A 21,690-nucleotide genomic window follows, 5' to 3' on the forward strand; every position below is an offset into this window, starting at 1 on the left:
CCGCCGGCGACGACGCTGTGAGAACCACGGAGGCCCCGCCATGACCGCCACCACGAGCGAGACGAACCGGCACCTGGGCAGCGCGCCCGAGCCGGGGCAGCTGGACGACGCGGAGCGGCTCGGCGTCGACGAGCTGCGCGCCCTCCAGCTCGAGCGCCTCCGGTGGACGCTGCGCCACGCCTACGACAACGTGCCGCACTACCGCCGCGCCTTCGACGCCGCCGGCGTGCACCCCGACGACTGCCGCGAGCTGGCCGATCTCGCGAGGTTCCCGACCACGAGCAAGGCCGACCTGCGCGACAACTACCCCTTCGGCATGTTCGCCGTCCCCCAGGACCAGGTGCGCCGGGTGCACGCGTCGTCCGGCACCACCGGCAAGCCCACCGTCGTCGGCTACACCGCGAAAGACGTCGACACCTGGGCCACCGTGATGGCGCGGTCGATCCGGGCGGCCGGCGGCCGGCCGGGCGACAAGCTGCACAACGCCTACGGGTACGGCCTGTTCACCGGCGGCCTCGGCGCGCACTACGGCGCGGAGAAGCTCGGCTGCACCGTCATCCCGGTGTCGGGCGGCATGACCCCGCGCCAGGTCCAGCTCGTCCGCGACTTCGAGCCCCGGGTGATCATGGTGACGCCGTCGTACATGCTCACCGTCCTCGACGAGTTCGAGAAGCAGGGCATGGACCCGCGGGCGAGCTCCCTGGAGATCGGCATCTTCGGCGCCGAGCCGTGGACCGAGCAGATGCGCCGCGAGATGGAGGAGCGCGCCGGCATCCACGCCGTGGACATCTACGGGCTGTCGGAGGTCATGGGCCCCGGCGTCGCCCAGGAGTGCGTCGAGACCAAGGACGGCCTGCACGTCTGGGAGGACCACTTCTACCCGGAGGTCATCGACCCGGCGACCGGCGAGGTGCTGCCCGAGGGCGAGCGGGGCGAGCTGGTCTTCACCTCGCTGACCAAGGAGGCCATGCCGGTCATCCGCTACCGCACCCGCGACCTCACCCGGCTGCTGCCCGGCACCGCCCGCCCGGGCATGCGGCGGATGGAGAAGATCACCGGCCGCACCGACGACATGATCATCCTGCGCGGCGTGAACCTCTTCCCGACCCAGATCGAGGAGATCGTGCTGCGCACCCCCGGCCTGTCCCCGCACTTCGCCCTCGAGCTGGTTACCCGCGGCCGGATGGACCACCTGATCTGCCGGATCGAGGCCCGGCCGGACTGCCCGGCCGAGCGCCGGGAGGCCGCCGCGGCCGAGGTGGCCAAGGGCGTCAAGGACACCGTCGGCACCAGCATCGAGGTGCTCGTCGTCGACCCCGAGACCCTCGCCCGGTCGGTGGGGAAGCTGCAGCGGCTGGCCGACCACCGGGACCGCGCGTGACGGCCACCGAGAACGCCGCGCCGGCCCGGCGCGGGCGGCCCGGGCACTCGCTGGAGTCGCTGCTCGACGTCGCCGTCGCCGTCTTCAACGAGCGCGGCTACGACGCCACGAGCATGGAGGAGCTGGCCGCCCGGCTGGGCGTCACCAAGTCGGCGATCTACCACCACGTGCCCAGCAAGGTGGAGCTGCTGCGGCTGGCGCTCGACCGGGCGCTGGACGGGCTGTTCGCCGTCACCGAGGAGTCCGGCGCCACCACCGGCCCGGCGATCGGCCGGCTGGAGCACGTCGTCCGCGGCTCGGTGCGCGTGCTGGTCGACGAGCTGCCGTTCGTCACCCTGCTGCTGCGGGTGCGCGGCAACTCCGAGGTCGAGCAGGCCGCGCTCGCCCGCCGCCGCGAGTTCGACCGCATCGTCACCGACCTGGTCCGGGCCGCCGAGGACGAGGGCGACGTGCGGCCCGACGTCGACCCCGCCGTCACCAGCCGGCTGCTGTTCGGCACCGTCAACTCCCTGACCGAGTGGTACCGGCCCGAGCGCGGTCTCGACGCCGCCGCGCTCGCCGACGCCGTCGTCGCCACCACCTTCGACGGCCTGCGCAAGCACTGAGGAGGCCCCCCGTGACCGCACCCCTGCTCGAGAGCTACGCCGCCGGCCGCTGGTACGCCGCGCCCGACGACGGCACCCCGATCGCCGACGCCGTGACCGGCGAGACCGTCGCCCGGATCAGCAGCACCGGGCTCGACGTCGCCGCGATGCTCGACCACGCCCGCACCGTCGGCGGGCCGGCGCTGCGGGAGCTGACCTTCCACCAGCGGGCCGGCCTGCTCAAGCAGCTGGGCCTGCGGCTGCTGGCCGACAAGGACGCCTTCTACGCGCTGTCCCGCCGCACCGGCGCCACCGACCGCGACAGCGCGGTCGACGTCGACGGCGGCTTCGGCACCGTGCTGTCCTACGCGTCGAAGGGACGCCGGGAGCTGCCCGACGACACCGTCGTCCTCGACGGCGCGGTCGAGCCGCTGAGCAAGGTCGGCACCTTCGTGGGCCAGCACCTGTACACCCCGCTGCGCGGCGTCGCGGTGCAGATCAACGCGTTCAACTTCCCGGTCTGGGGCTTCCTGGAGAAGTTCGCGCCCGCCTTCCTCGCCGGCGTCCCGACGATCGTCAAGCCGGCCGGCCAGACCGCCTACCTCACCGAGGCCGTCGTCCGGGCCGTCGTCGACTCCGGCCTGCTGCCCGAGGGCTCGCTGCAGCTGCTGGCCGGCAGCCCGGCCGGGCTGCTCGACGGCCTGGCCGGCCAGGACCTCGTGTTCTTCACCGGCTCGGCCGCGACCGCCCGCAAGCTGCGCAGCCACCCCGCCGTGGTGGCGAACAGCGTGCGGTTCAACGCCGAGGCCGACTCGCTCAACTGCGCCGTCCTCGGGCCCGACGCGACCCCGGGCACCCCCGAGTTCGAGCTGTTCGTGAAGCAGCTGGTCACCGAGATGACGGTCAAGGCCGGCCAGAAGTGCACCGCGATCCGCCGGGCGTTCGTGCCCCGGGACCTCGTGGACGACGTCGTCGAGGCGACCCGCGAGAAGCTCGCGGAGGTGGTCGTCGGCGCGCCCGGTGCCGAGGGCGTCACCATGGGCGCGCTCGCGAGCCTCGACCAGCGCGAGGAGGTGCTGCGCTCGCTCAAGGCGCTGCGCGGCGTCGCCGAGCTGGTCGCCGGTGACCCCGAGTCCTTCGAGGTGGTCGGCGCCGACCGCGACCGCGGCGCCTTCCTCCCGCCGCTGCTGCTGCGCTGCGACGACCCGGCCGCCGCCGAGCCCCACGACGTCGAGGCGTTCGGCCCGGTGAGCACGGTGCTGCCCTACGACGGCGTGGCGCAGGCCGTCGAGCTCGCCGCCCGCGGCCAGGGCAGCCTGGTCGGCTCGGTGGTCACCCACGACCAGCAGTTCGCGCGGGAGTTCGTGCTGGGCGCCGCGCACGCGCACGGCCGGATCCTTGTGCTCGACCGCGACGACGCGAGCGAGAACACCGGCCACGGCTCGCCGCTGCCGGTGCTCGTGCACGGCGGCCCCGGCCGCGCCGGCGGCGGCGAGGAGCTCGGCGGCATCCGCGGCGTGCTGCACCACATGCAGCGCACCGCCGTGCAGGCCTCGCCCGACCAGCTCACCGCGATCAGCGGCCGCTGGGTGACCGGGGCGCGGCGCACCGACGACGGCGTGCACCCGTTCCGCAAGTCGCTGGCCGAGCTGCGCATCGGCGACTCGGTCACCGCCGGCCCGCGGGTGGTCACACTCGAGGACGTCGAGCACTTCGCCGAGTTCACCGGCGACACCTTCTACGCCCACATGGACGAGGAGGCCGCCGCGGCCAACCCGCTGTTCGGCGGCCGCGTGGCGCACGGCTACCTGATCGTCTCGTGGGCGGCCGGGCTGTTCGTCGACCCCGCACCCGGGCCCGTGCTGGCCAACTACGGCGTGGACAACCTGCGGTTCCTCACGCCGGTCAAGCCGGGGGAGGAGCTCACGGTCACGCTCACCGCCAAGCAGATCAGCCCGCGCGGCGGGGCCGACCACGGCGAGGTCCGCTGGGACGCCGTCGTCGTCAACGGCGAGGGCAAGCCGGTCGCGACGTACGACGTCCTCACCATGGTCGCCAAGACCTGGCCGCCGTCGGTCAGCTGAGCGCCGCCCGGACGAAGGCCCAGACGTGCTTGCGCCGCCCCTCGGCCCACCAGCCGTGGGCGGCGCTCAGCCGGGCGACCAGGTAGAGGCCCAGGCCGCCGTGCGCGGGATCCCGGCCGACCGCCGGGGTGGGGGTGCGGTCGGTCGCGGCGTCGGTGACGTCGACGAGCCAGCCGTCGTCGTCCTGGCTCACCACGACCCGCACCGGGGGCCGGCCGTGGCGCAGCCCGTTCGAGGCGAGCTCCTCGAAGGTCAGCAGCAGCCGGTCGACGTCGACCCCCGCGGATCCGGTCGGCACCGGGCGGCGGAGCACCTCCCGGTGCAGCCGCCCGCGGGCGAGCGTCAGGTCGGCGGGCGCCGTCACGTCGCAGGAGAAGAGCTCGGTGCGCAGGCGCGGCGGCTGCGCCCGCCGCCACAGCGGCGCGTTCACGAGCCCGTCGCCGGGTCGTCCGGGACGGCGTCAGGCACCCGGTTCGGCCCCGCCTCGGCCGGCCGGGGCCGGTCCTGCCGGTGCAGCCGGACGGCGACCAGCGCGACGTCGTCGTCGGGACGGCCGTGCACGAGCCGGTCGAGGACGGCGTCGCAGAGCTCGTCGAGCGGCAGGTGCGCGAGCTCGGACAGCGCGGCGCGGAGCTGGGCGAGCCCGGTGTCCAGGTCGGCGTCGCGCCGCTCGACCAGGCCGTCGGTGTAGAGGAGCACCGTCGCGTCGCGGTCGAGGCTGACGACCGACTCGGTGCGCGCGACGTCGGGGTCGACGCCGAGCAGCCGCTCGGCCGGCAGCGTGGCGAGCGCGGTGACCTCGCCGCCCGGGGTGACCGCGAACGGCGGCGGGTGCCCGGCGTTGGCCCACCGCATGCGGGTCACACCGCGGGCCAGCTCGTCGGGCGTCTGCTCGAAGCGGGCGACGGCGGCGGTGGCGAGGGTCCGCACCTGGAGCAGGGACATGGAGCTGTCCAGCTTGCTCAGCAGCTCCGCGGGCCCGGCGCCGCTGCTGGTGGCGATCCCGCGCAGCAGGCTGCGCAGCTGACCCATGGTGGCCGCGGCGGCGGTGTCGTGCCCCGCGACGTCGCCGATGACCACCATCGTCGCGCCGTCGGACTGCAGGAAGGCGTCGTACCAGTCGCCGCCGACCGCGGCCGCCTCCGACGCCGGCAGGTAGCGGACGACGATCTCGGCGTGGTCCGGCTCCGGCGGCGCGGTGAGCATCGACCGCTGCAGCTGCAGCGCCAGCTGCTGCTGCTGGCCGTAGAGCCGGGCGTTGTCCAGTGCCAGCCCGGTGCGGTCGGCGACGTCCTGGGCGGTGGCCAGGTCCCCGTCGGCCGGCCGCCGGCCCTTGTCGTAGAGGAGGGTGAGCAGGCCCAGCGTGCGGCCCCGGCCGCGCAGCGGCAGCGCGACCGCCGAGGTCGGGGCCAGCTGCGTCAGCAGCTCCCTGGCCTCGCCCGCCGGGGTCAGCCCGAGGGCCTCCTCGCCGGTCACGTCGATGACCTCGCCGGTCTCGAACGACCGGACGACGGCGGCGATGGTGGGCAGGGCCTCCAGCCGGGCGCGGCCGTAGCGGGCCAGCAGCGGGCGCGCGTGCGGGTCGCGGTGCCAGGTGCCGACGTCGCGCGGGTGGCCGTGCCCGTCGAGGACGCTGACGATGCACCCGTCGGCCAGCGTGGGGACGGCCAGCCGGGGGATCCGGCGGGTGGCCACGTCGGCGGTCAGCGAGGCCGCGAGCTCGCTGCTGACCTGCGCCAGCAGCGACAGCCGGGCGTTGGCCCGCTGGGCGTCCACCTCGGCGCGGCGCCGCTCGGTGACCTCGAGGAAGTAGACCGACAGGCCCTCCGGGCTGGGCCAGGCGCGGAGCTCGTACCAGCCGTCCAGCGGGGGCGGGTAGTAGGCGTCGAAGTTGACCGGTTGCTGCGAGGCCGCCGCCCGGCGGTAGCTGTCCTCGAAGACCGAGCCCCGCGCGGCGGGGAACGCCTCCCAGATGACCGAGCCGAGCAGCTCGTCCCGGCCGCGGGCGAGCAGCCGTTCGGCCTCGGCGTTGACGTAGGTGAACCGCCAGCCGGCGTCCAGCGAGTAGAAGCCGGCGGGCATCGCCTCGAGCACGCGGGCCACCCGCAGGTCGCTGCCGCGCTGCGAGGTGACGTCCGACGCGACACCGAGCAGCCGGGTCGCCGTCCCGTCCGGATCGCACAGCGCCCGGCCGCGCGCGGACACCCAGCGGACCCCGCCGTCCGGGCGGAGCACCCGGTAGGCCGCGTCGAAGTCCCCGCACGTCTCGATCGCCACCTGCAGGGCGCTCGACACGGTGGGCAGGTCGTCCGGGTGCAACCGGGCGTTGAAGCCCGCGATCGTGCGGTCGAACTCCTCGTCGGCCCCGTAGCCGAACATCTGCAGCAGCCGGTCGTCCCAGTCGAGCTCGCCGGTGACCAGGTCCCAGTCGAAGGTGCCGATGCGGGCGGCGTGCAGGGCGAGCTCGCCGCGGAGCCTGGCCGCGAGGTCGTCGAGGTGGAACTCGTCGCCGGGGTCGTCCGGCCCGACGTCCGCCGTCTCTTCTCCCGCTCGCGCGCCGCTGCTCTCGTCCACTCCAGCCCTTCTGCACCCGTCGGACGACCCGACGACCCCTGAGTATCCAGGGGTCGCGGTGGTCACTCCCCGAGCGCGGCACTCACAGCATGCGGGCCAGGTGCCGGTTGCGCCGGACGACGGTGTGCTTGAGCACCAGCCCCGCGTGCGCGGCGATCGCGGCCAGCAGCGCGACCTGGCCGGCGACGTGCACCGGCAGCCAGCCGGTGCCGGCGGCCACGAGCAGCAGCCCGGTGGCCGGGACGACGACGAGGAGCAGCAGCAGCGCCTTCTCGAGCCGGCCCTCCAGCCGCCGCTCGCCCGGGCTGAGGTGCTCGGCCCAGGGCGGCAGCGGGGTGGTGCGCCGCCAGAGCAGCCGGACCAGCGCCAGGAGGACCACCGGCAGGCCGAGGGCGACGTGCAGCTCGCCGAGGGTGAACCCGTCGTCGAACGCGTCGCCCCGGACGACGTCGGTGAGGACGGCGGCCGCCTCGTCGTCCTCGCGGGCGTCGAAGGCGTCCTCGATCCGCTCGCTCTCGGCCTCGGCCGCCTCCTCGGCGGCCTCGCCCTGCTCCTCGGCCGCCTCCTCCCGCGCGTCGGCCTCGGCGTCGAGCCGGTCGCCCTCGCGGTCGAGGCCCTCGTCGAGGTCCATCGCCCAGCCGACGGCGAACTGGCCGGCGAGGGCGGCGACGGTGAGCCAGTGCAGCGCCTTGGTGACCAGTCCGTAGCCGTGCGGGCCGTTGCGCAGGCGCAGCCGGCGGGGCTGGGTCCCCGTGGTGGTCACGCCGGTCACGGTAGGGCGGGGGCGCGGCGGTCGCCCGCCCGTTCACCTGCTCGTGCGTAACCCGCCGCGGGCTAGGTTGCGGTCTGGTCGCCCGCTCTTCGCGCGCTCCGCCCGGACAGCAACACGGGTCTTCCGCGCGAGGAGCGGGCGATGGCCGCCCGGGCCATGGCGGTGCTCGGCCTGGCCTGAGCGGGCGGCCGCGCCGTCTTGATCGGGCGGCCCGGTGGTGGCTGGATGGCCTCCGAGCACATCGGCGTGCTCGGCCAGGAGGTCCAGCGATGACCACGTTCACCGCCGAACGGCCGGCCACGTTCGCGCCGCCGCGGATCGCGGCCGAGCAGCGGCCCGACGGCCGGCTGCACATCCGCTCGACCGAGCCGCTGGGGGAGCACCCGGCGAGCGTCGTCCACTCCTTCCGCGCGCACAGCGAGGCCCATCCCGACCGGCTGCTGGTCGCCGAGCGGGGCCCGGACGGGAAGTGGGCGCGCTGGACCTGGGGCGAGGTCCGGGCGCTGGTCGACCGGCTGGCGCAGGGGCTGCTCGACCGCGAGCTCAGCGGGCGACCGGTGATGGTCCTCTCGGGCAACTCGCGCCTGCACCTGGCGGTGACGCTGGCGGCGATGACCGTGGGGACGCCCGTGGTGCCGACCAGCGTCGCGTACTCCCTGCAGAGCACCGACCACGCCAAGCTCCGGGCGATGGCCGACCTCGCCGATCCCGGGCTGGTGGTGGCCGAGGACGCCTCGTACGCCGCGGCGGTGGCGGCCGTGGGGCAGGGGCGCACCGTGCTCAGCCGGGACGGCGTGCTGACACCGGAGTCGTTCGGGGCCGACCCGACCGACGCCGTCGACCGGCGCTGCGCCGGCCTCGAGGGCGGCGACGTCGCCAAGATCCTGTTCACCTCCGGCTCGACCGGGACGCCGAAGGGCGTGGTGAACACGCACGGCATGCTGGCCGCGAACCAGCAGCAGATGCGCCAGGTGTGGCCGTTCCTCGACGACGAGCCGCCGGTGCTGCTCGACTGGCTGCCCTGGTCGCACACCTTCGGCGGCAACCACAACCTCGACATGGTGCTGACCCACGGCGGGTCGCTGTGGATCGACGACGGCCGGCCCGCCCCGCCGCTGATCGGCCGCACCGCGCGCAACCTGGTCGACGTCCGGCCGACGCTGTACTTCAACGTGCCCGCCGGCTACGCCGCGCTGCTGCCCCTGCTGGAGGGCGACGACGACCTGGCGCGGGCGTTCCTCGACCGGCTGCGGCTGGGGTTCTTCGCCGCCGCGGCGCTGCCGCAGCAGCTGTGGGACCGGCTCGAGGCGCTCAACACGCGGCACGGCGGGTCGATGCGGATGACCACCTCGTGGGGGCTGACCGAGACCGCCCCGGCGGCCACCAGCGCACACTTCCCGATCACCCGCAGCGACGTGCTCGGCGTGCCGCTGCCCGGGGTGGAGGTGGCGCTGGTGCCGGTGGGCGAGAAGCGGGAGGTTCGCGTGAAGGGGCCGAACGTCACGCCCGGCTACCACCGCGCGCCCGAGCTCACGGCCGCCGCGTTCGACGAGGAGGGCTTCTTCCGCACCGGCGACGCCGTGGCGCTGGCCGATCCCGAGAACCCCGCGGCCGGGCTGGTGTTCCGCGGCCGGATCGCCGAGGACTTCAAGCTCTCCACCGGCACGTTCGTCAGCGTGGGGACGCTGCGGCCGAAGCTGCTCTCGGCGTCGCAGGGTCTGCTGGCCGACGCGGTGCTCTGCGGCGCCGACGGCGACGTCGTCACCGCGCTGGTCTGGCTCGCCCCCGCGCACGCCGGCCGGGTCGACGCGGACGGCGTGCCGGAGGAGTCGCTGCGGGACGAGCTGGCGGCGACGATGGCCCGGCTGGCCGCCGAGAGCGGCGGCTCCTCGCAGACCGTCGAGCGGCTGCTGGTGCTCACCGAACCGCCGCAGCTCGACGCCGGCGAGATCACCGACAAGGGCTACGTCAACCAGGCCGCCGTCCGCGACCGCCGCGCCGACCTCGTCGCCCTGCTCACCGCCGACCCGCTGCCGGCCCGCGTCGTGACCCGCTGACCGGCGCTGCCCACGACGGGGCAGCGCCGGCGCCGGTCGTCAGCGGGGGTCGATCGGCGTGAGCACGCCGGCGCGGGCCTCGATCGCCTCGCCGGCGCGCAGCAGCGCCTCCTCGTCGAACCGGCGGCCGAGCACCTGCACGCCCACGGGGAGCCCGTTCGTCACGCCGACGGGCACCGAGAGCGCGGGGAAGCCGAGCGCCGGGACCGCCATCTGCGACCACTGGACCGCGGCCAGCCGGCGCGAGGCGTCGAGCCCGGCCAGGTCGGCGTCCTGCTCGAAGGCCTGCTCCGTCGAGACGGGCATGAGCACGAGGGGGAAGGACTCCATGAACGCGGCCAGCTTCGCGACCAGGGTGTTCCGGCGGGCGTACCCGTTGATGTAGTCGGCCAGGGTCGGCGACGTCCCCCACCAGTCGGCCGCGGTGGCGTAGACCCCCTCCATGGCGATCTGCAGGCTCTTGCCGCCGAGGTCGTCCATCACCGGCCGGATCGTGCGGATCTCCTCGACCGCCAGCAGGTACCAGAGCCGGTAGGCCTCGGCGAGCAGGGGCAGCTCGACCTCCTCGACCTCGTAGCCGGCGTCGCGCAGGTGCCCGGCGGCCCGGTCGAGGGCGGCGTCCACCTCGGGGGAGGGGTCGGCCACGCCCACGGTCCGCAGCAGCCCCACCCGGCGGGCCCGCCGGGACACCGGCGCGACCGCGCCGTGCGCGTAGAAGGAGTCGCGGGGGTCGAACACCGCCATCGCCTCGTAGGCCAGCCGCAGGTCCTGGACCGACCGGGTCAGCGGCCCCTCGACCGAGAACAGGTGCGCCGTCATGGGCGCGTCCAGGCCCTCGATGCCCGAGGACGGCAGCCGGCCCGCGGTCGGCCGCAGCCCCGTGACGCCGCAGGCGAACGCCGGGAAGCGGATGGAGCCGCCGATGTCGTTGCCGTGGGCGACCGGCACCATGCCGGCGGCCACGGCCGAGGCGGCCCCGCCGCTGGAGCCGCCCGGCGTGCGGGTGGCGTCCCACGGGTTGAGCGTGCGCCCGTGGAGCTCGTTGTCCGTGATCCACCGGAAGGAGAACGCCGGCACGTTGCTGCGGCCGACGAACACCGCCCCGGCCCGGCGCAGCGCCGCGGCGCTCGCGCTGTCCTCGGCGGCGACCACGCCGGCGTGGGCCACCACGCCGCCGTCGGTCGCCCGCCCGGCCTCGTCGGTGTTGACCTTCATCGAGGTCGGCACCCCGTGCAGGGGACCGACGGCCCGGCCCTCGGCGACCATGCGGTCGGCCAGGTCGGCGGCTTCCAGCGCCACCTCCGGGTAGACGTCGACCAGCGCGTTGAGCGCGGGGTTCACCGCCTCGATCCGCGCGAGGCAGCTGCTGACGGCCTCGCGGGAGCTGATCTCCCGGGACGCGATCGCCCGCGCGAGGTCCGCGGCGGACCACCGCCACAGCTCGTCGGACGACGGGGGCGGTGGGGTGGCGTCGGTCATGGCTCTCCTCGAGGCGGCTGGCGGCACGAGCGGTCGCGTCATTCTCGGAACGGCTCCCGGCGTCCGGGGGCAAGCGATCTGTCACCCCCGTCGGGCGAATCCGACGATGTGCCGGCCGCCCGGCGGGCCCGGGCCTCCTTGAATCGGCGCAGTGCGTGGACCATCCCCCCGGGTCCGCCTCCACCGAGCGGAGACACCGATGCACTCGACCCCCGCCACACCGTCCCGGAAGCGCGGTGCCGCGCTGGCTGTCACCGCCCTCCTGACCGCGGCGTCCGCGGCCGCCTGCGGCGGTGACGACGGCGGCGGCGGGCAGCGGCAGTTCGAGGCCGAGCTCACCACCGAGGTGGCCGCTCCCACGGCCGACGTCGACAGCGTCACCTGGAACCTGCCCACCGGCGAGCCCCCCGTCCTGGACCCGGCCCAGTCGGCGCTGGAGAACATCAGCACCGTGGTCGGCAACATGTGCGAGGCGCTGTTCCGCTTCGACCGCGACTACCAGCTGCAGCCGGCACTGGCCGAGTCGGTGGAGCAGCCGGACGACCGGACCTACGTCTTCACGCTGCGCGAGGGCGTCACCTTCTGGGACGGCACGCCGATGACGGCGCAGGACGTCGTCTACAGCGTCAACCGCGTGCTCGACCCGGCCGTCGCGTCCCCGTGGGCCGGGTGGGCGGTCAACTTCGAGTCGGTCACCGCCACCGACGACCGCACGGTCACCCTGACGCTGCGCAACCCCGACCCGCTGGCGGAGAACTACTTCGCCCTGCCGGCGTTCACGGTCGTCTCGCAGGCCTTCGCCGAGCAGGCGGGCCCGGCCTTCGGCACCGCCGGCACCGGCGTGATGTGCACCGGCCCCTACGAGTTCGGCTCGTGGACCCCGGGGCAGGGCATCGAGCTCACCCGCAACGACGACTGGTGGGACCAGGACGCGCAGGCTCGCGTCGGCGCGGTGACCTTCACCTTCACCACCGACCCGGCCGCCCAGATAGCCTCGCTGCGCAGCGGGGAGACCGACGGCCAGTGGTCGATCCCGACCTCGGCGTTCGAGCAGCTGGGGGAGAGCGGCGAGCTGCTGTTCGGCAACAGCCTGTCCCCGTTCTTCCTGGTCCCGCTGGACCTGGCCGGCCCCATGGGGCAGCCCGAGGTCCGCGACGCCTTGCAGTCTGCCGTCGACTACCAGGGCATCGCCGACTCGGTGTACCGCGGGGTCGCCAGCCCGCTGCGGGCGCTGGTGCCGCCGGCGGCCTACGGCTACGCGCAGGAGACCTACCAGGAGGCCTACGACGCGCTGCCCGAGCCGGCGCAGGACCTCGACCGCGTCGCCACGCTGGTGGAGCAGAACCCGGCCGCCGCCGAGCCCATGACGCTCGCCTACCTCGCGGCCTCCGACGAGGAGAGCCGCGCGGCCACCGCGATCGCCGACGCGGCGAACCAGGCCGGCATGAGCGTGGAACTGCGGCCGCTGACCCCGCCCGAGTTCGGCGCGGTGTTCTCCTCACCCGAGGCGCGCGAGGGGATCGACGTCTTCCTGGTGACCGGCTACCTCGACTTCCCCGAGCCGCTGCAGTACTACCAGTACTTCACGACCGGCACGTTCTACAACTTCGCCGGCTACAGCAACGCGGAGTACGACGAGCTCATCGCCCGGGCCCTGGCCACGATCGACGACGAGGAGCGGGCCCAGCTGGTCCTCCAGGCGCAGCAGGTCCTGCTCGACGACGACGGCGTCATCCCCGTGGCCACGGTCGACGTCTCGCTGTACCACGGCGCCGACCTGACCGGTGTGGTGCCGCGGCAGAACTTCCTCTACACGCCGTGGCTCACCGAGCTCGGCGGCGTGTGAGCGGCACGGGCGGACGGCGAGGAGGCGGGCGGTGAGGGGATCGACCGGAGCGCAGCTGGCCCGGCGGCTGGTCGGCGGCGTGCTGACCGTCGCGGTCGCGTCGGTCGTCATCTACGGCTCGCTGCGCCTCGTCCCGGGCGACCCGGCCACGGTCCTGGCGGCCGGGCGCCGGCTCAGCCCGGAGCAGCTGGACGCGCTGCGGGAGCGGTACGACCTCGACGCCCCGTTCCTCACCGGCTACCTGAACTGGATCACCGACGTGCTGACCGGCGACCTCGGCACCTCGTCGGTGTACCAGGACGGCGTCGGCACGCTGCTGGCCGCGCGGCTGCCCGTGTCGGTGTTCCTGATCTCCTACTCGGTCGTGCTGACCGTCCTGCTCGGGCTCGCGGTGGCCCTCGTCGGCGCGGTCAGGGGCGGCGCCGTCGGCCGGCTCACCACGGTGCTCACCAGCGGCGCGGTCGCCACCCCGCCGTTCGTGGCCGCGGTGGTGCTGCTGTCGGTCTTCGCCGTCCAGCTCGGGTGGTTCCCCGTGACCGGGGCGGGGGACGGCTTCCTCGACCGGCTGTGGCACCTGACCTTGCCGGCGCTGGCCATGGCCCTGGTGGCGTTCGGCGTGCTCGCCCGGGTGGCCCAGGCGAGCTTCGTCGAGCAGCTCCGGCGCGAGCACGTGGAGGTGGCGCGCAGCCGCGGGGTGCGCTCCGCCGACATCGTCCGGCGGCACGTGGTCCGCAACTCCCTGGGACCGGTCCTCACCCTCGTCGGCCTGCTGGTGGCCTCGCTGTTCGTCGGGACGGCGGTGGTCGAGACGGCGTTCGGCATCAACGGCATCGGCTCGTTCCTGGTGTCGTCGGTGAACCAGCAGGACTTCCCGGTCGTCCAGGCCATCTCGCTGATCGCCGTCACCCTCTTCGTCCTGCTGAGCACGCTCGTCGACCTGCTGCTGCCGGTCGTCGACCCCGGGATGCGGAAGGAGCGCGCCCTCCTGTGACGCTGACCATCCCGGCCCTCCGCACCCGCCGGGCCGGCCTGCGCTCCCGCCGGCACCCGGTGGTGGTGCTGCTGGCCGGCGGCCTCCTCGTCGCCGTCGCCGTCGTCGCGGCCCTGGCACCGCTGCTGGCCCCGCACCCGCCGAACGCGGCGAGCCTGTCCGACTCGCTGCTCGCGCCCGGGGCACCCGGGCACCTCCTCGGCACCGACTCGACCGGCCGCGACGTGCTCTCCCGCCTCATGCACGGGGCGCGGCTGTCGCTGCTGGCACCGCTCGGCGTGGTGGTCATCGCCACCGTCGCCGGGGTGGTGATCGGGCTCGCCGCCGCGCGCGGCCCCGGCTGGCTGGACACGCTCCTGTCCCGCGGGATGGACGTCGTCTTCGCCTTCCCCGGCCTGCTGCTGGCGATGCTCGCCATCGCCGTGTTCGGCAAGGGGCTGACCGCGCCGGTGATCGCCCTGGCGATCAGCTACACGCCCTTCGTCGGGCGGGTCGTGCGCAGCCTGGCCCTGCAGGAGGCGAGCCGGCCCTACGTCGACAGCTACGCGGTGATGGGCTTCTCCCGGCTGTCGGTGACGGTCCGGCACATCCTGCCCAACCTCGTCCCGGTGATCGCCGCGCAGTCGGCGCTGTCGTTCGGCTACGCGCTGGTCGACCTGGCGACGCTGTCGTTCCTCGGCCTCGGCGTCCGGCCGCCGGCGTCGGACTGGGGGTCGATGATCAGCCAGGCCCAGCCCGCCCTGCTGCAGGGCCTGCCGTGGCCGGCCGTCGTGCCGGGGCTGGCGGTGCTGCTCACCGTCGTCGCGGTCAACGTCGTCGGTGACCACCTCGCGAACTCGGTGGGCCGCACGGGTGGTCGGTCGTGAGCGAGGTCGACGTGGAGGTCCTGCCGGCGGCCGGACCCGGGACGACGGCGCCGCCCGTCCTGTCGGTGGAGGGGCTCTCGCTGTCGGTGCCCGGACCCGACGGGCCGGTGCCGCTGCTGGCCGACGTGTCCCTCGCCGTGCACCGCGGCGAGACGGTCGGCCTGGTGGGCGAGTCGGGCTCGGGGAAGTCGCTCACCGTGCGCTCGGCGCTCGGCATGCTGCCGACGGGCGCCTCGGTCGGGGGCCGGGTGGTCGTCGGGGGGACCGAGGTGCTCACCGCCGGCCGGCAGCGGCTGCGCGCCCTGCGGCGCTCGGACGCGGCGATGGTCTTCCAGGACCCCCGTGCCTCGATCAACCCGGTGCGGCGCATCGGTGATTACCTCGTCGAGGGGCTGCGGGCGTCCGGGGTGTCCCGCGCCGAGGCCCGGGCCGAGGCCGTCGCGCTGCTCGGCAAGGTGGGCCTGCGCGACCCGGAGCGGGCGATGCGGCAGCACCCCCACGAGTTCTCCGGGGGGATGCTGCAGCGGGTGGTGATCGCCGGGGCCCTGTCGATCCGGCCCTCCCTGCTGCTCGCCGACGAGCCGACGACGGCGCTGGACGTCACCACGCAGGCCGAGGTGGTGGCGCTGCTCCAGGACCTCCAGGCCGAGCGCGGCATGGGGCTGGTCTTCGTCACCCACGACCTGGGCCTCGCCGCCGCCGTGTGCGACCGCGTCTACGTCATGTACGCCGGCCGCATCGTCGAGCACGCCGCCAGCGCCGACCTGTTCCGCGCGCCGGCCCACCCGTACACCGCCGCGCTGCTGGAGGCGCACCCGGCGCTGCACGGCCCGCGCCGGGAGCTGCGGGCGATCCCCGGCCGCCCGCTCGCGCTGGCCGAGACGCCCACCGGGTGCTCGTTCCGCGACCGGTGCCCGCGGGCGGTCGAGGCCTGCGGGGACGAGGTGCCGGCGACCCGCCGGCACGGCGCCTCGGACGTCGCCTGCATCCGGCCCGGGAAGGAGGACCCGGCATGACTCCACCCGTCCTGCAGGTGACCGGCCTGCGCAAGGACTTCGGGCAGTTCACCGCGGTGGACGACGTGACCTTCTCGCTGGCGCCAGGCGGCTCGCTGGGCATCGTGGGGGAGTCCGGCTCGGGCAAGACCACGACCGCACGGATCCTGGTGGGCCTCGAGCGGGCGACGGTTGGGGAGGTCCTGCTCGACGGGGAGCCGGTCGGCACGCCGTCGCGCGAGCAGCGCCGCGCCCGTGCGCGGAGGATCCAGATGATCTTCCAGGACCCGTACCAGTCCTTCGACCCGCGGCTGACGATCGAGGAGTCGATCGCCGAGCCGCTGCGCCTGCACTTCGGGCTCGGGCCGGAGGAGCGACGCCGGCGGGTCACCGAGCTGTGCGATCAGGTCGGGCTGGCCGAGCGCCACGCCCGCTCGCTGCCGCGGCACCTCTCCGGCGGGCAGCGGCAGCGGGCCGCGATCGCCCGGGCGCTGGGCATCGAGCCCCGGGTCCTCGTGCTCGACGAGGCGGTCGCCGCGCTGGACGTGTCGATCCAGGCGCAGGTGCTGACCCTGCTCGCCGGCATCCGCCGGGACACCGGGATCTCCTACGTCTTCGTCAGCCACGACCTCGCCGTCGTCCGCGCGGTCACCGACGAGGCGATCGTCATGCGGCACGGCCGCGTCGTCGAGGCCGGCGCCACCGAGCAGCTGCTCGCCGCACCGCAGCACCCGTACACGCGGCTGCTGCTGGCCTCCGTGCCCGAGCCCGGCTGGGACCCGGCCGCCGTCGTGCGCGCCGGCCGGGCGCTGACCGCGACCCCGTCGGAGGTGGGCAGGTGACCGACCTGGACGCCGTCCTGGACGCGGCCTCGCCGGTCCCGCTCTGGCTGGACACCCCCGACCGGCCCGCCCCGCGGCCGCCGCTGGACGGCGACGCGGAGACCGACCTGGTCGTCGTCGGCGGGGGCTTCACCGGGCTGTGGACGGCGCTGCGGGCCAAGGAGCGCCGCCCGGATCGCCGGGTGCTGCTGCTGGAGGCGGACCGCATCGCCGAGCACGCCACCGGTCGCAACGGCGGCTTCTGCGAGGCGAGCCTGACCCACGGCGAGGCGAACGGCCGGCAGCGCTGGCCGGACGAGTACGAGCTGCTCGACCGCCTGGGCCGGGAGAACCTGGCGCAGATCGCCGAGACGGTGCGGCGCTACGGCATCGACTGCGACTTCCGGACCGACGGCGTGCTGGCCGTCGCCACCCGCCCGCACGAGGTGGCCGGCCTGGAGCCGGGCGAGCCCGGCTTCCTCGACGCCGCGCAGGTGCGCGAGCTGGTCGACTCGCCCACCTACCTGGCCGGCCGCGAGGACCGGGACGGCTGCGCGCTGGTCGACCCCGCCCGGCTCGCGTGGGGGCTGGCGGCGGCGGCCGAGTCCCTCGGCGTGCGCATCGCCGAGCGGACCCCCGCCCTGGAGCTGTCCGGTCGCGGGGGCCGGGTGACGGTGCGGACCCCCTCGGGGACCGTCTCCGCCGCCCGCGTCGTGCTCGCGACCAACGCCTTCCGCCCGCTGCTGGCCCGGCTGCGGCTGCACACCGTCCCCGTCTACGACTACGTGCTCGCCACCGAGCCGCTCACCGCCGCGCAGCTGGGTGCGGTCGGGTGGAAGGGCCGGCAGGGGATCGCCGACTCGGGCAACCAGTTCCAGTACTACCGGCTCACCGCCGACGACCGGGTCCTCTGGGGTGGGTACGACGCCATCTACCACTACGGCCGCCGGATCGACCCCGCGCTCGACGACCGCCGCGCCACGCACCGGCTGCTGGCCGAGCAGTTCGCCGAGACCTTCCCCCAGCTGGCCGGCGTCCGGTTCACCCACCGCTGGGGCGGCGTGATCGACACGTGCACCCGGTTCTGCGCCTTCTACGGCACCGCGCTGCGCGGCCGGGCCGCCTACGCGCTGGGGTTCACCGGCCTCGGCGTCGGGGCCTCGCGGTTCGCCGCCGACGTGCTGCTCGACCTCGTCGACGGGCAGCGGACCGAGCGCACGCGGCTGCGGATGGTGCGCCGCCGGCCGCTGCCCTTCCCGCCCGAGCCGCTCGCGTTCGTCGGCATCCAGCTCACCCGCTGGTCCCTCGCCCGCGCCGACGTCACCGGCCGGCGAAACGTCTGGCTGCGCACGCTGGACCACCTCGGCCTCGGCTTCGACAGCTGACCTCGAGAACTGGAGACCCCGTGGACATCCGCGTCCTGCGCCCCGCACCCGTCCCCCCGGACGCGGTCGAGGTGTGGATCCCCATGCGCGACGGCGTCCGGCTCGCCGCCGACCTCTACCTCGCCGACCCGGGCCCGCGCCCGGTGGTGCTGGTCCGGCTGCCCTACGACAAGGACGGCGAGTACTGCTTCATGCCGGCCATCGCCCGCTACGCCGTGCGGCGCGGCTACACCGCGGTGGTCCAGGACGTCCGGGGCAGGTTCCGGTCGGAGGGCGCCACCGAGTTCGGCGTGCACGAGGTCGACGACGGCTACGACACCGTCGACTGGATCGCCGCCCAGCCCTGGTGCGACGGCGACGTCGTGTTGTGGGGCGACTCCTACTACGGCATGACGCAGCTCGCCGCGGCGGCGAGCGGGCACCCGGCCCTCCGGGCGATCTCGCCGCGGCTCACCGGCACGCGGCTCGGGCGCGAGGTGACGTTCCCCGACGGCAGCCGGGACGTCGAGGTCACCTCGCGCAAGGTCTACTTCTCCAGCTGGTACGTCGACCGCGACGCCTACGAGTGGCCCGTCGACTGGACGGCGCGACCGCTGCGGAGCACCTTCGAGAAGTTCTTCGGGGAGCTCGGCCGGCGCTCGGTCAACTTCGACGGCGAGTTCGCCGGGGAGCCGGACGGGGCGCGCTTCGAGGGGCCGGCGCTCGAGCGCCTGCTGGCCGCTCCGCCGCTGCCCGTGCTGTTCACCGTCGGCCTGTTCGACAACTGCGCCCCCTACTCGTGGCACGACCTGCGCGGGCTGCTCGCCGACGACGGCTGGCGGGACCACGTGCACCTGCGGCTGGAGGCGCTCGACCACGAGAACATCCACCTCGGCGACGACCCGGCCGTGCCCCCGGGGCCGACCCCGGAGGCGCTGGCGCGCATGGTGGGCCCCGGCCTCGACTTCTTCGACGCCGTCCTCGGCGGGCGGCGGTCGGAGGTCCCGTCGGTCCTCTTCGAGACCTGCCACGGGGAGACCCGCACCGCCGCGACCTGGCCCCCCGACGGCGCCCGCGAGGCGTTCCTGCACCTGGCCGTGGTCGACGGCGCGCTGGTGCTCGCCGACGAGCGCGGCGCCCCAGCGGCCGCCTCGTGGCGGCACGACCCCGACGACCCGGTGCCGTCCGACGCGGAGAACCCCTTCGCCCGGCTCGCCGACCGGCGCGACCTCTCGGCCGTCGCCGAGCGGCCCGACGTCCTCACCTTCGTCGGCCCTCCGGTCGGCGAGGCCGTCGACCACACCGGCCCGGTGCACGTGGAGGTGGTCCTGGAGAGCACCGCGCGGGTGACGAACCTGCACGCCCGGCTGCTCGACGTCGAGCCCGGCGGCGCCCACCTGCTCGTCGCCAAGGGGCAGGTGCACCTGCCGGAGGTGCCCGCCGACCGCCCGGTCCGGGTGGACCTGCACTCGATCAGCTACCGCCTGCGCGCCGGCCACCGGTGGGCCCTGCAGCTGATGAGCAGCGACTTCCCGGAGTACGTGCTCGAGCCGGGCGACGGCACCGACCCGTGGGAGGCCGGGACGTTCGCGGCCTCCGAGCAGACCCTGCACCTCGGCGGCCCCTCGGCCGGCCGCCTGTCCCTGACCCTGCGCTGACCGCGCGCCCCCGACGGAGACGATGCCCCGATGTCCGAACTGCTCGAGCCCCGGCTCACCTTCGCCTTCGAGGCGCGCGTCGAGGTCGCGCCGTCCATCCGGATCGGGCGGGGCCCCGCTGAGGAGGTCTGGTTCACCCCGATCACCGGCGGGGTCGTGACCGGTCCCCGCCTGAACGGCGCCGTCCTGCCCCACGGCGGCGACTGGTCGACCACCCGCCCGACCGGCACCGAGCTCGAGGCGCGGTACCTGCTGCAGGCCGACGACGGTGCGGTCATCGACATCCTCAACCGCGGGTTCTGGCGGGCCGACCCGGACGTCGACGCGCGGGTGGAGGCGGGGGAGGACGTGCCCGAGACCGAGTACTACTACCGGACCTCGCCGATGTTCCAGACCGACGCCGAGCCGCACGCCTGGCTCACCTCGACCGTGTTCGTGGGGATGGCCCGCGGCGAGCAGGGCACGGTCTGCATCCGCTTCTTCGAGCTCAGCTGACGTCGCCGCGCGCCGCCGTCAGCACCTCGTCGGCGACGACGGCGGCGTGCAGCGACAGCCGCACGTCCGGGTCGTCGAGGTCGACGCCGAGCAGGCGCTCGATCTTGGTCAGCCGGTCGTAGAAGGCCGGCCGAGACATGTGCAGGCTCGCCGCCGCGTCGGACTTGCTGCACGGGTGCAGCACGAGCGCGCGGACGGCGTCGAGCAGGCCCGTCTGCCACCGCGCGTCGTGCTCGCGCAGCGGCTCGAGCTCCCGCGAGACGAACATCCGCAGCCGGTCGTCCTCGGCGAGCATGGTGAGCAGCCCGCGGACGTGCACGTCCGCGAGCCGGTGCACGACGGGACCGGTGCTGCCGGCGCGCACCGAGTCGACGACGTGCAGCGACTCGCGCAGGGTGCGCTCCACGGCCCCGATCCGGTCCACCGGCGCGCCGGCGCCGACGACGACCGCGTGGCGCCGGTGCACGCGGCGCGCGAGCTCCTCGGTCACCGCGCCGGCGTCGGCGGCGCGGTCGAGGGAGAGCAGCACCCGGACGTCACCGTCGGCCGAGGCGATCAGGGCGGGCAGCCGCTCCTCGTGCGCGGCGTGCACCACGGCGGCGACGACCGCGTCGACACCGGCGACGCGGCGCGGCGCCGGGTCCGCCGTGTGCTCCGTCGCCCGGACGGTCAGCGCGACGAAGGTCCGCCGCCCGAGCGGCAGCCCGGCCAGCTCGCACCGCTGCTGCACCTCGGGCGCGGTCGGGTCGCGCAGCAGGGCCGCCAGGATCTCGGCGTGGGTCCGGCGGACCAGGCTGTCGCGCTGCCGGTCGTGCAGGTTGTGCAGGGCGAGCGCGGCCGCGGCGCGCTCGGCGGTGGCCACGAGCCGGGGCGGCGGCGGTTCCGCCGACTGGATGACCAGCCGGCCCCAGGAGCGCTCCGGCCGCCCGACCCGCGTCACCAGCCACCCGTTGGCCGCGTCCCACGCCGTCCGGCGGTCGAGGTGCACCGCGCGGGAGCGGCGCTGCCAGTCGTAGAGGAAGCCGGCCGGGTCGCCGAACCCGCAGCGGTAGTCGACGAGCCGGTGCTGCCCGTCCTCGAGGACGACGGTGGCGCCGGCCAGCTGCTGCACCGCCTCGAGGACCTCCGCCGGGCCCGCCTCGGCCATCCCGAGGTCGGTGAACACCTCGTGCACGCGCTGCGCCTGCCGCAGCTCCTCGAGCTGCTCGTCGACGATCTGCTCGCCGACCGCCTGGGCCACCGCCGCGAAGCGCACCTCGCGCGGCAGCGCGACCAGCGGCAGGGCCAGCCGGTCGCAGGCCTCGACGAGCGCTGCGGGGAGGGCGTCCCAGCGCCGGCCCAGCTCGATGACCAGGCCGGCCGCGTCGCTGCGGTCGAGGCTCTCGGCGAAGGCGGCCAGCTCCGCGGGCCCGTCGGGGAGCGCGATGCCCGTGCTGAGCACCAGGTCCCCGCCGCGCAGCAGCGGGGCGACGTCGACGAGCTCCGTGGTGTGCACCCAGCGCACGACGCGGTCCAGGCCCGCCGCGCCGGCCACCACGACCGGGTCGGCCGTGCGCAGGACGGGCACCCGCAGCGTGCGGGCGACGGTCATCCCGGTGCCGTCGAGGCCGCTGCCGGCGGGCGCGGCGGTGTGCGGGCGGACGACGTCCGCCGGGACGGCGGGCACGGCCCGCAGCGCCGGGGCGCGCAGGGGAGCGGAGCGCACGAGGAGCTCTCCCTTCGT

General features: G+C 75.2%; 17 protein-coding genes. 12 read left to right on the forward strand and 5 right to left on the reverse strand.

The window, feature by feature from the left end:
* Nucleotides 1–40: 40 nt before the first annotated feature.
* Genes paaK through paaZ form a run of 3 tightly spaced genes read left to right on the forward strand, consistent with a single transcriptional unit; the run spans nt 41 to nt 4,049 of the window.
* Nucleotides 41–1,381: a phenylacetate--CoA ligase PaaK gene (paaK, locus tag ACI8AF_RS06685; protein WP_456538901.1), complete on the forward strand. Its 1,341-nt coding sequence runs from the start codon at nt 41–43 to the stop codon at nt 1,379–1,381.
* Entirely contained in the window at nt 1,378–1,986 is a 609-nt protein-coding gene (locus ACI8AF_RS06690) for a TetR family transcriptional regulator (RefSeq protein WP_456538902.1), read from the forward strand. Before paaK ends, ACI8AF_RS06690 begins: the two co-directional genes overlap by 4 nt.
* A gap of 11 nt (nt 1,987–1,997) precedes the next feature.
* Nucleotides 1,998–4,049: a phenylacetic acid degradation bifunctional protein PaaZ gene (gene paaZ, locus ACI8AF_RS06695; RefSeq protein WP_456538903.1), complete on the forward strand. Its 2,052-nt coding sequence runs from the start codon at nt 1,998–2,000 to the stop codon at nt 4,047–4,049.
* Here paaZ and ACI8AF_RS06700 read toward each other — a convergent pair.
* The 3 genes from ACI8AF_RS06700 to ACI8AF_RS06710 form a co-directional block, all read right to left on the reverse strand.
* Nucleotides 4,042–4,479 carry an ATP-binding protein gene (locus ACI8AF_RS06700; RefSeq protein WP_456538904.1) on the reverse strand — a complete coding sequence of 146 codons (438 nt, stop codon included), beginning with the start codon at nt 4,477–4,479 and terminating at the stop codon, nt 4,042–4,044. The genes paaZ and ACI8AF_RS06700 overlap by 8 nt on opposite strands.
* A complete protein-coding gene (locus tag ACI8AF_RS06705) occupies nt 4,476–6,623 on the reverse strand; it encodes a SpoIIE family protein phosphatase (RefSeq protein ID WP_456538905.1) in 2,148 nt (715 codons plus the stop codon). The genes ACI8AF_RS06700 and ACI8AF_RS06705 overlap by 4 nt, the downstream gene beginning before the upstream one ends.
* Nucleotides 6,624–6,705: 82 nt before the next feature.
* Nucleotides 6,706–7,386, reverse strand: coding sequence for a cytochrome b/b6 domain-containing protein (locus ACI8AF_RS06710; RefSeq protein WP_456538906.1), 681 nt, complete (start codon nt 7,384–7,386; stop codon nt 6,706–6,708).
* A gap of 278 nt (nt 7,387–7,664) precedes the next feature.
* On the opposite strand from ACI8AF_RS06710, the gene ACI8AF_RS06715 reads away from it, so the two are divergent.
* Complete coding sequence (locus ACI8AF_RS06715; protein WP_456538907.1) at nt 7,665–9,452, forward strand: feruloyl-CoA synthase; 1,788 nt, start codon at nt 7,665–7,667, stop codon at nt 9,450–9,452.
* Nucleotides 9,453–9,491: 39 nt separating this feature from the next.
* Here ACI8AF_RS06715 and ACI8AF_RS06720 read toward each other — a convergent pair whose 3' ends face one another.
* The gene (locus ACI8AF_RS06720; protein WP_456538908.1) at nt 9,492–10,931 is read right to left on the reverse strand and encodes an amidase; all 1,440 of its coding nucleotides are present in this window, start codon (nt 10,929–10,931) and stop codon (nt 9,492–9,494) included.
* Between the two features lie 199 nt (nt 10,932–11,130).
* Between ACI8AF_RS06720 and ACI8AF_RS06725 the strand changes: the two genes are divergently transcribed.
* The 8 genes from ACI8AF_RS06725 to ACI8AF_RS06760 are packed head-to-tail and all read left to right on the forward strand — an operon-like array spanning nt 11,131 to nt 19,967.
* Nucleotides 11,131–12,777 carry an ABC transporter substrate-binding protein gene (locus ACI8AF_RS06725; protein WP_456538909.1) on the forward strand — a complete coding sequence of 549 codons (1,647 nt, stop codon included), beginning with the start codon at nt 11,131–11,133 and terminating at the stop codon, nt 12,775–12,777.
* Nucleotides 12,778–12,808: 31 nt separating this feature from the next.
* A complete protein-coding gene (locus ACI8AF_RS06730) occupies nt 12,809–13,768 on the forward strand; it encodes an ABC transporter permease (protein ID WP_456538910.1) in 960 nt (319 codons plus the stop codon).
* Complete coding sequence (locus ACI8AF_RS06735) at nt 13,765–14,634, forward strand: ABC transporter permease (RefSeq protein WP_456538911.1); 870 nt, start codon at nt 13,765–13,767, stop codon at nt 14,632–14,634. Before ACI8AF_RS06730 ends, ACI8AF_RS06735 begins: the two co-directional genes overlap by 4 nt.
* Nucleotides 14,631–15,650: an ABC transporter ATP-binding protein gene (locus ACI8AF_RS06740; RefSeq protein ID WP_456538912.1), complete on the forward strand. Its 1,020-nt coding sequence runs from the start codon at nt 14,631–14,633 to the stop codon at nt 15,648–15,650. The genes ACI8AF_RS06735 and ACI8AF_RS06740 overlap by 4 nt, the downstream gene beginning before the upstream one ends.
* Nucleotides 15,647–16,471: an ABC transporter ATP-binding protein gene (locus tag ACI8AF_RS06745; protein ID WP_456538913.1), complete on the forward strand. Its 825-nt coding sequence runs from the start codon at nt 15,647–15,649 to the stop codon at nt 16,469–16,471. Before ACI8AF_RS06740 ends, ACI8AF_RS06745 begins: the two co-directional genes overlap by 4 nt.
* Nucleotides 16,468–17,835: an NAD(P)/FAD-dependent oxidoreductase gene (locus ACI8AF_RS06750; RefSeq protein WP_456538914.1), complete on the forward strand. Its 1,368-nt coding sequence runs from the start codon at nt 16,468–16,470 to the stop codon at nt 17,833–17,835. The genes ACI8AF_RS06745 and ACI8AF_RS06750 overlap by 4 nt, the downstream gene beginning before the upstream one ends.
* 20 nt (nt 17,836–17,855) lie before the next feature.
* On the forward strand, nt 17,856–19,472 hold the full coding sequence (locus tag ACI8AF_RS06755) for a CocE/NonD family hydrolase (protein WP_456538915.1): 1,617 nt from the start codon (nt 17,856–17,858) through the stop codon (nt 19,470–19,472).
* A 30-nt stretch (nt 19,473–19,502) separates the two neighbouring features.
* Entirely contained in the window at nt 19,503–19,967 is a 465-nt protein-coding gene (locus tag ACI8AF_RS06760; protein ID WP_456538916.1) for a DUF3237 domain-containing protein, read from the forward strand.
* Here ACI8AF_RS06760 and ACI8AF_RS06765 read toward each other — a convergent pair.
* Nucleotides 19,960–21,672: a PucR family transcriptional regulator gene (locus ACI8AF_RS06765; RefSeq protein WP_456538917.1), complete on the reverse strand. Its 1,713-nt coding sequence runs from the start codon at nt 21,670–21,672 to the stop codon at nt 19,960–19,962. The genes ACI8AF_RS06760 and ACI8AF_RS06765 overlap by 8 nt on opposite strands.
* Nucleotides 21,673–21,690 lie beyond the last annotated feature (18 nt).

Source organism: Blastococcus sp. SYSU D00669 (assembly GCF_054050715.1).

What these genes read in the sequence shown, in the direction of transcription:
- paaK (WP_456538901.1), top strand. Translation starts at nt 41, where the DNA reads ATGACCGCCACCACGAGCGAGACGAACCGGCACCTGGGCAGCGCGCCC.
- ACI8AF_RS06715 (WP_456538907.1), top strand. Translation starts at nt 7,665, where the DNA reads ATGACCACGTTCACCGCCGAACGGCCGGCCACGTTCGCGCCGCCGCGG.
- ACI8AF_RS06720 (WP_456538908.1), bottom strand. Translation starts at nt 10,931, where the DNA reads ATGACCGACGCCACCCCACCGCCCCCGTCGTCCGACGAGCTGTGGCGG.
- ACI8AF_RS06725 (WP_456538909.1), top strand. Translation starts at nt 11,131, where the DNA reads ATGCACTCGACCCCCGCCACACCGTCCCGGAAGCGCGGTGCCGCGCTG.
- ACI8AF_RS06745 (WP_456538913.1), top strand. Translation starts at nt 15,647, where the DNA reads ATGACTCCACCCGTCCTGCAGGTGACCGGCCTGCGCAAGGACTTCGGG.
- ACI8AF_RS06760 (WP_456538916.1), top strand. Translation starts at nt 19,503, where the DNA reads ATGTCCGAACTGCTCGAGCCCCGGCTCACCTTCGCCTTCGAGGCGCGC.